The organism is Geobacter sp. AOG1, assembly GCF_019972315.1.
GTDB lineage: Bacteria > Desulfobacterota > Desulfuromonadia > Geobacterales > Geobacteraceae > Geomobilimonas.
Map to the genome: position 1 here is coordinate 1,405,498 of NZ_BLIZ01000001.1, position 13,784 is coordinate 1,419,281.

Genomic DNA, 13,784 nt, shown 5'->3' on the forward strand with positions numbered 1-13,784 from the left:
ACATGAAAAAATGGACGGCAGCACTCAGTATGTTCGCAGTCATTTCTTCGGCAACAGCGGCCATGGCAGACATTACCATCGGGGTCAGCATCGCAACGACAGGGTCTGCGGCCTCTCTCGGTATCCCCGAGAAGAACAGCCTCGTCTTCGCCCCAAAGACCATTGCGGGGCAAAAGGTCAACTTCGTTGTCTATGACGATGCCTCGGATACCACCACGGCGGTACAGAACACCAAACGGCTCATCTCTGAAGCTAACGTTGACCTGCTCATCGGCCCAAGCACGACGCCGAACGCTCTCGCAATGGTTGAGTTAGCCACGGAAGCCAAGACCCCCATGATTTCCCTCGCGTCGGGAAAACCGATCGTCGTCCCCATCGAGAAGCGGAAATGGATCTTCAAGATGACGGCCAACGATGAAATCGCCGTAGGCGCCATGGTCAATCACATGGTCAAGTCGGGGGTGAAAACGGTGGCAGCGATCGCGACGGATGACCCCTACGGTGAGGCCAAGCTCAAGCCGTTCGCTGAGTTGACCGCAAAACACGGCATCAAGGTGCTCATGGTCGAGAAATTCAAAAAGACCGACACGAGCGCCACGGCCCAGATACTGAAGATCATGAGCGCCAAGCCCGATGCGGTATTCGTTGTCGCGGCGGGAACGCCGTCGGCAATGCCCCATACGGCACTGTACGAGCGTGGCTACAAGGGGAAGGTCTATCAGTCCGACGGAGCGGCGAACTCCGATTTCCTCAGGGTGGGTGGCAAAGCGCTGGAAGGTGGGCTGGTGTCCGCATCACCCGTCCTGGTAGCCGAGCAACTGCCGAAGGGGTATCCCAACCGGGAAGAGGCCCTCAAGTTTGCCAAGGCGTACGAAGGGAAATTCGGTCCCCGGTCGACCTTTGCATCCCACATGTGGGACGCTTTGAAACTTGTCGAAACCGCTGTGCCGAAGGCGCTGAAAAAAGGAAAGCCGGGTACGCCTGAATTCCGCGAGGCACTGCGGGATGCGATCGAAACGGCCCACGTCAAGGGAGCGTATGCGGTGTTCAACTTTTCACCGACCGATCACTCGGGAGTGGACGTGACCGGTATCGCCATGCTGAAGATTGTGAATGGAAAATGGAAGCTCGAAGATTACGCTAAGTTCAAATAGTTCTGAACCGGGGGGACGGACAGTCCGTCCGTTCCCCCCGACAGTTCCCTGCAATTGACGGAGACCCCGATGAAATTCAAAGACATCTTGGTTCATCTCGACAGCTCACCGCAGTCGATGAACAGGCTCGATCTGGCAATCAGAATTGCGAAGGAGCACGGTGCCCGCCTGACGGGGTTGTATGTGGTGGTTCACCAGCAGTACCGGCCGGAAAAGGAACATCTGGGCCAGACGATTGCGGAAATTGAAAAGGCGTTCCTGGAGAAAACCGCCGGTGAAAAGGTGGAAGGGTGCTGGATCTGCGCCGACTGGCCTGTTGTCGGTCTCAGCGTGGTGGAAGTGGTGAATTACTATGCCCATTCCAAGGACCTCGTCGTCGTCGGACAGGCAACCCGCGACCAGACCAAGAGCAGTGTGCCGCTCGATCTTGCCGAGCGGGTCATCCTGGGTGCCGGTCGGCCGGTTCTCGTCGTACCGTACGCAGGGAGTTTCGCCTCCGTCGGGGGCCGGGTGATCGTGGCCTGGAGGCCGGGGCGAGCTGCTGCACGGGCGGTCAACGACGCCATGCCGTTCCTCGCGGCGGCCAGCGAGGTCTGTCTGCTCGAAATACGGCCGCCCGACGGGCAGGGGGAGGTGGATGGCTTCTCACCCAAGGCAGACATCGTGGAAAATCTGCGGTGTCACGGCATCAAGGTGACGGAAGAGAAGCTGGTTACCGGAAATATCCCGGTTGCCAACATCCTGATGAACTATGCCTGGGAAAACGGTTGCGACCTCATCGTCATGGGGGCTTCCACTTCGGGCAAAGGAACCGTGAGCCTGGGGGCGGTGGCGCACCAGATGCTGGATCTCATGACGATTCCCGTTCTTATGGCCCATTGATCAGATGCCGGTATGAGGTGGGTATCTGCCTCGATGTGAGCCGTGTGACTGCCGGTGGCGGAATAAATGAAGGGGGTCAGCTTTGACGAGCTGACCCCCTTGTTGTTTTGTGGTACCACGACCCGCTTAATCGTTCAGGTCGATCTCGTCGCGCTGGCCCAAGCCGACCGAGTTGTCGATGAAATAGAGGCGACGTGGGACAACCTTGTACCAGCAGACCTTGGTCAGGGCCTTGGCGATGGCAGCCGGGGCCTGCGCCAACATGCCGACGACGGGAAACTTCTTCCCGTAGAGCTTCCGGGCCTTTTCTTCCTCAACCCCGGAAATTTTGCTGGCCATCCCTTCTATCTGCACCCCCTTGATCTCCAGCCAGTCGGTGTAATCTTCCTGGATTGTGACGGCGACCAGCGGGTTGCGCGCCAGGTTCATGCAATGCCGGCTTTTGGGTGATGACAGGAAATAGAGGGTGTAACCATCGTTGACGTAGAACACCGCAGCGGCCCAGATGTCCGTGCCGTTGCCCGTGGCCAGGGTCGCGACGTTGTGCTCCTTGAGGTAGCGTTGCACGCGTGTGCGTGGTCTCTTTTTCATAGGGAATAGGTCAATAGGTTTCGTTTCGGCGCACTACCCAAAACTTCATGGGCTGGAGCGGGTCCGGTGAAAGGTGACCGGGTAAGGCTAGCACAGAACAGGCACAAGTTAAAGAATAAGGCCTTGCAGTCGCTATTGCAAGGCCTTGATTTTTATGACAGAGACGGAAGCGAACCGCCGATACGAGGATTTTCAGGCTGTAGCGCTGGCATCGTCGCGCAGCGGCGACTATGACCATAGCGCGGTGTCTTCCTGTGCGGTTATCTCCCCGTAATTGTCTTGTGGCACCCTTGTTGCTAATTTACTGGGTTGAGGAAGTGTCTCTTGTAGTTGTCGGCTATGCGGCTCTTCCGGGCTGATGTCTGAGGGACTGATATGCACGCATTATGTCACCTTGTTACGTTATATGACGATATTGAGGTGGTAAAGGAACTTGTTATTTCTGGGTTTAATGCTAACGTGCTCAGCCAAATGACATGTTGTACGGAGAATAATCGCATGGGTAGGGACGCTTTCAATCCGTTTATCATAACGGGGGAAAATACCTCCATCATCGAGGATATCTATCTGCTGGCGGCCCTGATAACCTTCGATTCCGGCATCACCTATTCCCTCCGCTACGACAAAGTGTCCGGGCGGGTTTCCTATGAGGTGCATGGCAGGATATCGGAACCCATGCGCAGGTATTATGCTGGCGAGGTCGCTTCGCTGAAAACCTACATCGGCCACGTCAAGGCGCTCCGTTCAGCGGCATTTGCGCTGAAGAATTCCGTCAAGAGCGCAGGCTCGCTGACTGTTAAACAAATGGAAGTAAGATAACCACCGCACCGAGGTGATGCCCAATGGGAAAAGTGATCCAAAAGAAAATCCAGGGAATGAGTCTGTGGGCCAAAGGCAGTCTTGTCATCACGCTCACCCTGCTGATGTCGGTCTTTATGTATCAGGGGTGGTATAAACCGTTTATCTCATCGGCGGCAACTGCTACGTATTCGTACACATTCACGGGGGGTGCTGCCGGTTGGACTGGTGTCACCGGGACGAATACGGCCACAGCATATTCGGCAAATACTCTGACAACGACCATTTCGGGCAGAAATAGAGCCGATGCCAATGTCGGCTGGCAGGTTTCCGGCATTACGTGGGAGTCTCTGGGGGTGCCGGCCGGTGCTACAGTCACAGCCGTTGACGGAGCCTACGACTGGCAATGTTCTACCTATACTACTGGGGCATCTTCCAGTTCCGGGAACCTTACCATTACTGATGCAGCGGACGGAAATTCGACCACTCTTGAATCAGAGACGTTATTTGCATCAACGACGACAGTGGCAACCCGAAATGCAACCGGCGCAGTTGCCGTGCCGGCAGCTCTACAGGCATCCAACTCAAGCATAAAGATAAAACTACTTGGTACTCTGGCAACGGGTAACAGCGGTACCGCTTCAGTCGTCAGGGTCAGCGACAATGTGGCCTTGACCATCACCTATATCGTTGACACTACCGCACCCACAGTCTCTTCAGTTGCAGTGCAATCAGGATTAGCCGTGGACGTTACCTTCAGCGAGGCGATGGGGACAGGGGTCACGACGGCGGCGAACTATACGGTGTCGGGCACGGGCAAGGGAACACTGACGAGCAACCCCACCAGCGTAGCCCTGGTTTCCGGGAGCACCTACCGCCTGACTTGGGCTTCCGGAGAGATGGTGAACGGCGGGAACATAACGATAACGGTAGCCAACGCCCAGGATGTGGCGGGCAACGCGATAGGCTCGCCCAACAGTGGCACGCATACGGGTGGTGGCATCGGCACCGCGCCCACCGTTTCCACAGTGACAGTGCAATCGGGACTGACGGTAGACGTGGCCTTCAGCGAGGCGATGGGCGCTGGAGTGACGACAGCGGCAAACTATACGGTGTCGGGCACGGGCAAAGGCTCATTGGCGAACAACCCCGCCAGCGTCGCCCTGGTTTCCGGTAATACCTACCGCTTGACCTGGTTGTCCGGCGAGATGGTGAACGGCGGGAACATAACGATAACGGTAGCAAACGCCCAGGATCTGGCCGGCAACACGATAGGTTCGCCCAACAGTGGCACGCATACGGGTGGCGGCGTCGGAGCAGCACCAACGGTATCGTCGACCATACCGGCTGCCGGCGCTACATCGGTACCGCTTAATAGCACCGTGACCATCAACTGGAACGAAAACGTCGATTGTGCCACGGTCACTACCTCCAGCGTTACCGTAAATCCTGCGGTCACCTGGAGCAAGACCAGTTGCTCAGGCTCGCAAGCGGTTTTCACGCCGTCAGGCCAGGCTAATTCGACCACCTATGCCGTTACGGTCGGGACCGGCGTTACCGACACGGCCGGCAACCCCATGTCGGCTGCCTACCCCTTCTCCTATACCACCGTGGCGGGAGGACCTGTCAACGGCACGACAGCGGGGACCGCCACCGCCATCCAGGCAAGCCCGACGTCCATCACGGTCTCCATGCCGTACACCAATGACAGCGATGGCGACAACTATTACCGGGTCGAGTACCAGGAGGATGCCGGCGCCTTCGTTTTCTGGGCACCGAATCCGCAACTTCATTCCGCAAGCCCCTTCACCACGACCATCACCGGCCTCACGACCGGAAAAACCTACACGGTGCGGGTGACCTACGAGGACCCGGATGGGATCGTCGGCGGAACCGCGATCCAGACGCTTGCTCCCCTTACCCTTGCCGTTGCCGACAATACGATGCTCCACAACAGCAAGCGCTTCCCCGGTACCACCAAGTGGGGGGGGAACTGGGGGATCGCGGGTGGGCAGTACGGCGCCTTCGGCTGCAGTACCTGCCATGTGGCGGGCTCTTCCAATATCAAACGTATTCGGCCAACCATTACCGCGCCCCAGGGGAGCTTCCCCGGCAGCGCCGTCGTCTTCAACTCCATGACCTCATTCGGCAACGATGCCGGCGGTCATACCACCTCTCTGCATGTGTGTGAGGTCTGCCACAGCCAGAACAAGTACCACAATTTCAACACCACCAATAATACTGATGGCCTGGCGCATGAGAACAACGGCGACTGTACTACCTGTCATCCCCACAACGACGGATTCCGCGCAGGCTGCGACGTCTGCCATGGCAATCCCCCCACTACCGCCGACAACAACGGGAGCACCACCACCGGTCTCGTCTGGAAACCCACTGCAACCGGCGCGACGAGCCCCGGTGCCCACGACAAGCACGCAATTGCTTTGGGGATGAAATGCGTCACCTGCCACAACGGCAACACCATGCCGACGGTGAGCAATACCATCCAGATGGGTTTTGCCATCAATGGTACCAATGCTCCCGGGTTTAGTGGCACCAGGGCTGGCGGCAGCTATGACGGATTTGTCCCCACAGCCCCCTACAGCTTTGTAACCGGTGACGGTGGGGCCACGACGGTCACCCAGACGGGGAGCAACCGTTGCACCACCGTCTATTGCCACGGCGGCTGGACCGGCAGTAACGGGAGCATAACCAACCCGTCCTGGGCTGGCGGTTCTACCCAGGCCGCATGCGGCACGTGCCACGGCACGACCGCTGCGACCGCACCGACCGCCGGCAGTCACGGTCGTCATGCGGCGAACGGCGCCGGCCAGCTTGCCCTGTTGTGCAGCACCTGTCACGGGCCCGACCCGACGAACAACGGCCATGTGAACGGCAGGGTGGTATGGAATCTGGCGACCGGCGACAACCGCTTCGGTGCCAGTGCCACGTACAAGACCTTTGCTAACGCTTCCACGGCAGCACTTGCTCCCTACGGCAGCTGTACGGTATACTGCCACAGCTCGGTACAGAATGCGACCGGTACGACGGTAGCAACCCCGACCACGTCGGCCGTCTGGGGCACGGCAGCACCCCTTACCTGCGATACCTCCAACTGCCACGGAAATCCTCCGGCAGGGGGGAGCCACAGCAAGCATAATACCTACTCCTATGCCTGTGACATTTGCCATTCCGGTGCCGGCAACGAGACCGCCAAGCACGCCGATTACAAGATCGATGTCGCATTCAGCGGCCTCGGCAACGGCGGGACCTATACCCAGTCCGCCGTCAATCCCCCGGGTAACGGATTCGGCAGTTGCGGTACCATATACTGTCACAGTTCGGGACAATCGGCCGACGGCCTGAGCGCAACACCGGTCTACGCAGGGACGAACCCGGCCTGGGGTGGGACGGCGGCCTGCGGTAGTTGCCATGCTACTACGACGCTTGCAACCGGCAGCCACACCCAGCATCTGGCTCTCGATACCAACTGCGGCAACTGCCATACCAGTGCGACAGCAACAGCATACAGCAACGCGGCACACGTCAACCAGTTGATCGATGTGGCAGACAGCTACACCAAGGGGGGAGCCCCCGGTAACGGGTACGGTACCTGCTCCACCGCCACGTGCCACGGCGCAAATTCTCCGGTCTGGGGCGCCAATACCGCGAATGCCACCTGCACCAAGTGCCACGGCAAGCCGACAACCATCGCCAACTACAGCACCGCCAACGCCTGGCAGGCAGCCCCCGGCTATGCCACAACAGGCACCGACATAGCCGGCCAGACCGGCACCTTCACCAATGGCGTTTCAAATGATGCCCAGGTTGGCGCCCATGACGCCCACCTTCGTGCCGTCAATGCTTACACCGGCAGACGGGTCCTCTGTACCGATTGCCACGCGATACCGGCCAGCGGGACACACGCCAACGGGGCTACCGACTTTGCCTGGAGCAACCTGGCCCAGAACATCGGCACGACAGGGTCGGTAAGCACCCGCGGTACCCTCACACCGACGTATAGTGCAAGCACCTGTTCCAACACCTACTGCCACGGTGCCAAGCTTGCCGGCGGGGCGGATACGACACCGGTTTGGACCGATACCGCCTATCTGACCCCCTATGCCAAGAACGCCACAAACTGCGGCAAGTGCCACGGTGCACCGCCAACTACGGCTCCCTCCACGTTCCTCCACGCGGGCATCGCGATTACCGACGATTGCGCCGGCTGTCACAACCATAACGGTAGCGGTCCCACCCATATCGATGGTATCCTGTACGGCGCCGGTAACTGCGATTCCTGCCATGACTATGACACGGTTGGCGCTACCTATTCAGCCGGTAGATGGACCGGCGGCACCTGGGGCAAAAACTACCTGGATGGGACGGTACACGAAGGGTGGGGCGCCCACGCCAAGCATATCAATTACATCAAGACGCGGCTCAGCATAGCCACGGCACTTGACCCGGCGGGGCAGACCTTCGGCTTGGCGGGGACGAACCCGGAAAAGGTCTGCGGCACCTGCCATTCCAATGACACGGCGAACCACTCAATGGGTGGCAGTACGGTACGCTCGATCAATTTCGGTGATGGAACCTTTAAGATGGGGGGAGCGACTGCCGGTACCAGCCTGCTGTTCGGTACGACATTCCCGGCACAGAACCCGCTCTACAACGGAGTGAGTGGTGTTGCCTCGGCCACGACTGCGAAGACATGTGCGAACCTAAGCTGCCACTATTTCACTACACCATCCTGGTAGACACATATACCAGGGGAGGAATATGTTAATGGGAAAATTCATTGTAAATACTATTCCGGGTAAGAACTGGTACTCCAAAACCAGACCGGTGCTGACTCTTGCACTGCTTGTCTCTTTATTCATGGGCCAGGAGCTGTATCGGCCGGTAGAGTCCCTGGCTTCGGGAACCATTACCACCTGCAGCGGTTGCCACGAAAATCCGCCGGTTGACGGGACAGCCCGCAATACCCCCGCCGGCCGTTTCCAAGGTTCCCACAGCACCCATACGGGTACGGCAGCCGGTCAGTACGGCTTTCTCTGCACCAGGTGCCACGTCAATAACGGAACCAACTACGCACATGCCAACGGCATTATCGATATAGTCAGTCCCCTCAACGGTGAAGGGGCCGGCAGGGTCTACAGCCGCACCAATCCTCCGGCTGACAACACCTTTACCCCCGGAACCTGCTCCACCTATTGCCACAGCGACGGCAAGGCAACCCCCACTACCTATGCCACACCGACCTGGGGAATGGCGGTATCCGGCGACTGCGGGACCTGTCACCGGGTGCAGAACACGTATACAAACATGGCGGCAGCCGGAACTCCCTCTGCACTGACCGCGGCTCACTACAAGCATCTGGCCACCGACCGCTACGGCCTCAACACCGCCTACAACTGCGGTGCCTGTCATGCGGATACCGCCAGTGACAACGCGACGCTGCTCGTTTCCGGCGGAAAGCATGTGAACAACGCCCGTGACTGGAAGTTCGGCACCTTTGCGGGCCTCAACCAGAGCGGCGGGACCTACACCACGAGCTGCGCCTCGACCTACTGCCACAGCAAGGGGGTCTCGACCACCGCGCCGTTTACCGCACCGATAACCAACATTCTCTGGACGGCCGGCGCTGGCTCCTCAAACTGCACCACAACCTGCCACGGAGGCAATAACACCACCGCGTACATCACCACAAACGGCCCGATGAACAGCCATGTGGACCATATCGCCACCGACACCTATAACCTGACCTGTGCCGAGTGCCATGCCGACACGGTTGCGGCAGGGAGCAGCACCACCCTCAACGCCACCACCGGCTACACGAAGCACGTCAACGGGGTGAAGGATTGGAAATTCGCTTCGGCGGTACGTGGCAACGCCGCCATCAGTCAGGCCACCGGCACGTATACTACCGGTACCTGCGCCAATCTCTACTGCCACTCCAAGGGGACGATGATGACGAACGCTCCCGGCGCCTCCACCTACACCGGGAACCATGCGCCGTTCCAGTCCCCCACCTGGACGAGTACCTTCGGCTGTAACGGCTGCCACGGGGATGCAACCTATACCGATGGCCGTCCCGCGTACACCAGCGGCACTCCCAAGGCGAACAGCCATGTCGCCCATGCCTCGATCACCTGCGAAAAATGTCACTACGCGACAACGACGACAGGCACGACGATCACCAACTTTACCAACCATGTGGATGGCAACTACGACGTTTCCAACCAAGCTGCAACCATAACCTACACAATGGGAACCATCACCGGTGGCATCCCCGCAGGTGGCACTTGCAGCACTGCCGCTGGGTGCCATGGAAGCGCAACGTGGGGTGGCCCTTCCATGAACTGCCTCACCTGTCACAGCGTCGGGGTAGGGAGCCGCCGGCAGATCGTGGCTACCGGAACGGCTGCAGACGGTACCGGAGGAACAACCGGCGGAGATTTCGTCCGTGCCTCCCGACATGTCAGCAACGGCACGACGACGCAAATCGTCAAGCACTGGGACTGCATCGTCTGCCACCGGGAAGGAGATACCACGACAGGCAGGACCACCTCCCTCCACAACGACGTCGCCAACGCCGATGTCAAACTGCGCAACGTGGACAGCTACACCACCGGCTGGGTCTGGAACCGGTTGACCATCGGCGGCCTTACCGCTGCAAACAAGACCATCATGCGCAACGACATGGACCGCTTCTGCATCACCTGCCACGATTCCGACACCTCGGCCTCCGGCAATGTTGTCCTTCAGCCCAACGGCGCTGCTGCCACCAATACTGCCGGAACGGAGACGGGGGTCGCGAACTACTACGCCGCAGTCGCCGCCGAGGGAGGGACATCGGCGTACGTCAACTTCACTGCTACCAACCTCACGCGGACCTATCCCCTCGATGACATCTCCACGTCTGTCACCGGGGCAATCACCGGAGTGACGGTCACCATCGTGGCAAAGGGTGGCGCTGCCGGAAATACCATGTATCCGGCGATCGTATCCGGCGGCACGACCTATGTGGGCACCGCGTCGACCCTGACAACCTCGTTCGCCCCCTACTCCTATACATGGGCCACTAATCCGAATGGCGGTGCTGCATGGACCATTGCTACGGTCAACAGCCTCCTCGCCGGAGCACGGACGGGTACCTTTGCCACGAGCCAGCAGCTCGATCGGGTTTATGTCACGGTCAACGGCCTGATCACCGATCTCGGCACGGGGACCAAGCTGGTTACCGGTGCGAACATGGGAGGCGCCTCGACGATTACCGTCAATGCGACCAATACCGGCATGGTAACGGGCACAAACCTTGCCAGGAAATTGACCCCTTTCAATACCTCAGATACCCAGCAGAATGCAAAAGAGGGGGTAGCTGCTCTCAAGACCATGCGGAGCGGCAGGGGGGTCACCGACGTTCGCGGCCAGTTCAACTTCCAGAGCCTTTTCGGCAAGGGATGGGCATCCCATCACAACCTGAACATTTTCGAGAAACGCTACTCTAACGTCCCCACTGATCAAGCTGTCGGCTCTGCCACCGCGACGGGGATCCAGTCAACGGCGTGGAACACGAGCACCACGACCAAAGAGGGGGTCGCGTTGAAGGAAAACGTTGGGCTCCACTGCTCTGACTGCCACCTCAATGAGGTGAACGCTCATGGTTCATTGAGCTCGTTCTATATGCTGCAGAACAGCAGCGGAAATGATGCCGCCTTCACCAACTCCGGCTCGAATTCATCCACTGAAAACTGCGTCAGGTGTCACTTGAACACCGCCTATGGTGGTGGCAACACCGCTACGGCAACCCGAGTGGTTCATAATGCCGGCACCGGCAGGTGCCAAAATACCCTGGGTACTACAACCAATGATCAGGCTAGCCTTGGTGCAGTCGACGCTACTGGCACGACTGAACTTGCCTGTCTTGGCTGCCATGGCGGGAACGGGGATGGCACCCAAGTCAACTTCGGGATGATTCACGGCACCAACGAGACCTATAATCCGTCTAACACCGCCACCGGAATTACCAAGCGCTACCGTTTCATGGGTGGCGGGTCATGGACCGAATACTCGCCAGTTGCATCAGGTACTGCCGCTACAGACACTTCCTGGGAAAGCGGTTCCGGCACAACCTACACCTGTTATACTATTTCGGCAGTGACCTCGTTTGGTGGGTGTACGCATCATGGTGGTTCACAGAGCGGTCTTGGAACCAACCGCAAAAGAACGTTGGAATACTAGGGCTAAGTACATGGAGTTACCTGATAGGGGGGACGCAAGTCCCCTCTTCTTGTTAATAGGAGAAAGGGCTGTATGGAGAGGTACCGTTTGCAGCTGAAAAAATCTGCCCTCTATGTTTTTCTGATACTCGCGTTTGCAACCGCTGTATCTGCACAGAACATCGAAGGCTCGCTGGTAATCAATTACAAGAACCTGTTGCTCATCAAGGAGAATGGGGAAAGGGAGCGGGCCATCCTGCTGTCAGACACAGTCTCTTACAAAAACTTCAACTCATTGCAGGATCTGGAACCGGGCAACCGCTTAAAATTGAAACCTGTCAGGGAACTGGCCGGTATTACTGTTTCCGATAATCTTGAGCTTGTGCGTGGGGTGGAACCATTCAATCCAGCAGTGGTTATCCGGTCGTTCGAGTTGTGGGACAAGATTGTCGCAGGGAAACAGATGGTGCTTCTTGATATCAGGCCCGTTGGGCAGTTCGCTGGCGGCCATATTCCCGGTGCCCGTTCACTTCCGGCTTCATCTGGGGAAGCGGGGTTGCAGTCTTTGATGAATGAACTGAAGACGGAGAAAGATATCCCTGTTGTTTTTTACTCGGCGGATGATTCTGATGAACGCGTGAACGACTACGCAAAGATGGCTGTTTCCATGGGGTATACCGGCAGCCGGGTGTTGACGGCCGGGATGGCAGGGTGGCTGAAGGATGGTCATTTTGTTGCCATATCGGTCGATACCCTTAATAGGATCGTCAATGCCGGGCAACCGCTGGCCCTTGTAGATGCCAGGGAGGAGAGCGTCTACGTAACGGCACACCTTCCCAGCGCCATTACTATTCCAAACAGTCGTCTTCATCCGGACATGTTTATGGCTTATGATGCAGCTGATCCCATTTTGTTCTATGGCACCGACGCCTCGGACAGGGAGCCACTGGAGGCGGCCCGGAAGGCGGCAAGCTGGGGGTACCTGTACAAAAGTGATTCACCGGTAATGGTGCTGGAGGGGGGTCTGATGGCCTGGAGAAGGGCCGGCATGCAGGTGGAAACTGGAGAAACCGGGAAAAACTCCGCAGGGATACCCCGCGCCACCCGCGGCATGATTTTATTCGATGAGTTCAAGTCCCTCTGGGGAAAACGGGCGAACGAGAAGACGAAGCTGTTTCTCGATGTCCGCTCCCGGTTGGAACTTATGGATGCAAAGCTCAAAAACATCGCCCATATTCCGGTGGACGAGCTTCCCTTCAGGTTGGCTGAGCTTCCAAAAGAGAAAGAGATCCTGGTGTACTGCAGTAGCGGGCGAAGGGCAAGAATTGCCTACCATATTCTGACGCAGAATGGGTACCGGACACGATACGTCGGCCGAATGCTTTCGGTTTCAAGCGATGGAGAGGTTCACTGACTATTTCTGGGGTCTGTACCTGCTTATTTTTTTGAGGTTCTGCCGCGCAATCTCGACGTAACGGGCCTCGGAGGGAATCCCTGAGGCAACCGACAGGTATTTCTCCCAGGCGGTGGCCTCTTCCGGGCTTTTCATCTCCTGGTAAATCAAGGCGATGTTGTACCAGGAGTAGGGAGCTTCCTTCTGCAGTGTTGCTGTCTTGCGGTACTCTTCCAAGGCTTTTTCGTACTGTTTCTGCTCACGGTAAACCGCTCCCAGGGTGTTGTGCAGAGTGGGGCTGTCGGGGATGATTTCGCGTGCCATGTTCAAGTACGTCAAAGCGTTTGCATAGTCCTTTTTCTGGTAATAGATGAAACCGAGGTTTTCAAGAGCCGGCCCATGCTTTGGATCGATCTTCAGGGCGGTCTGGAACGCCTCCAGCGCTTCATCGCTTTTACTATGGTCAAGATAGAAGTTTCCGAGTTTTACATATCCCGAGGCATCGCTGGGATTCTTTGCGGCGGACTCTTTCATCGAGTCGACGCTTCGGTTAATCAGGTCAGTCGGGCCCAAACCGGCGATCGGAGAGGGGCTTACGTTCTGGCTGGCCTTTCTGCTTCGCCAGGTGACAAGCAAGATGCAAATGAGGAGAATAACTGCCGACAGGGCTATAATATGGTTTTTCTTCATGGTTGTGGAGTGTATCTGTAATGGTGTATGCTTGTCAACCGTGTCTGTGTA

At 57.9% G+C, this 13,784-nt stretch carries 8 protein-coding genes; 6 read left to right on the top strand and 2 right to left on the bottom strand.

From position 1 onward, the window contains the following. Window positions 1-2 precede the first annotated feature (2 nt). Together LDN04_RS06410 and LDN04_RS06415 are read left to right on the top strand one after the other, a co-directional pair. Window positions 3-1,154 carry an ABC transporter substrate-binding protein gene (locus LDN04_RS06410; protein ID WP_223907888.1) on the top strand — a complete coding sequence of 384 codons (1,152 nt, stop codon included), beginning with the start codon at window positions 3-5 and terminating at the stop codon, window positions 1,152-1,154. 69 nt (window positions 1,155-1,223) lie between these two features. Then, window positions 1,224-2,036, top strand: a complete 813-nt coding sequence (locus LDN04_RS06415; protein WP_223907892.1) for a universal stress protein — start codon at window positions 1,224-1,226, stop codon at window positions 2,034-2,036. A gap of 126 nt (window positions 2,037-2,162) precedes the next feature. Here LDN04_RS06415 and LDN04_RS06420 read toward each other — a convergent pair whose 3' ends face one another. Beyond that, window positions 2,163-2,627: a pyridoxamine 5'-phosphate oxidase family protein gene (locus LDN04_RS06420; RefSeq protein ID WP_223907895.1), complete on the bottom strand. Its 465-nt coding sequence runs from the start codon at window positions 2,625-2,627 to the stop codon at window positions 2,163-2,165. 498 nt (window positions 2,628-3,125) lie between these two features. On the opposite strand from LDN04_RS06420, the gene LDN04_RS06425 reads away from it, so the two are divergent. The 4 genes from LDN04_RS06425 to LDN04_RS06440 all read left to right on the top strand — a co-directional run bounded on the left by LDN04_RS06425 (window position 3,126) and on the right by LDN04_RS06440 (window position 13,064). Next, window positions 3,126-3,446, top strand: a complete 321-nt coding sequence (locus LDN04_RS06425; RefSeq protein WP_223907898.1) for a hypothetical protein — start codon at window positions 3,126-3,128, stop codon at window positions 3,444-3,446. A gap of 23 nt (window positions 3,447-3,469) precedes the next feature. Further along, on the top strand, window positions 3,470-8,185 hold the full coding sequence (locus LDN04_RS06430; RefSeq protein WP_223907901.1) for a CxxxxCH/CxxCH domain-containing protein: 4,716 nt from the start codon (window positions 3,470-3,472) through the stop codon (window positions 8,183-8,185). Between the two features lie 28 nt (window positions 8,186-8,213). Next, a complete protein-coding gene (locus LDN04_RS06435; protein ID WP_223907904.1) occupies window positions 8,214-11,672 on the top strand; it encodes a CxxxxCH/CxxCH domain-containing protein in 3,459 nt (1,152 codons plus the stop codon). Between the two features lie 72 nt (window positions 11,673-11,744). Next, a complete protein-coding gene (locus LDN04_RS06440; protein WP_223907906.1) occupies window positions 11,745-13,064 on the top strand; it encodes a rhodanese-like domain-containing protein in 1,320 nt (439 codons plus the stop codon). Here the strand turns inward: LDN04_RS06440 and LDN04_RS06445 are convergent, their stop codons facing one another. Next, complete coding sequence (locus tag LDN04_RS06445) at window positions 13,065-13,733, bottom strand: tetratricopeptide repeat protein (RefSeq protein ID WP_223907909.1); 669 nt, start codon at window positions 13,731-13,733, stop codon at window positions 13,065-13,067. Window positions 13,734-13,784: the final 51 nt, after the last annotated feature.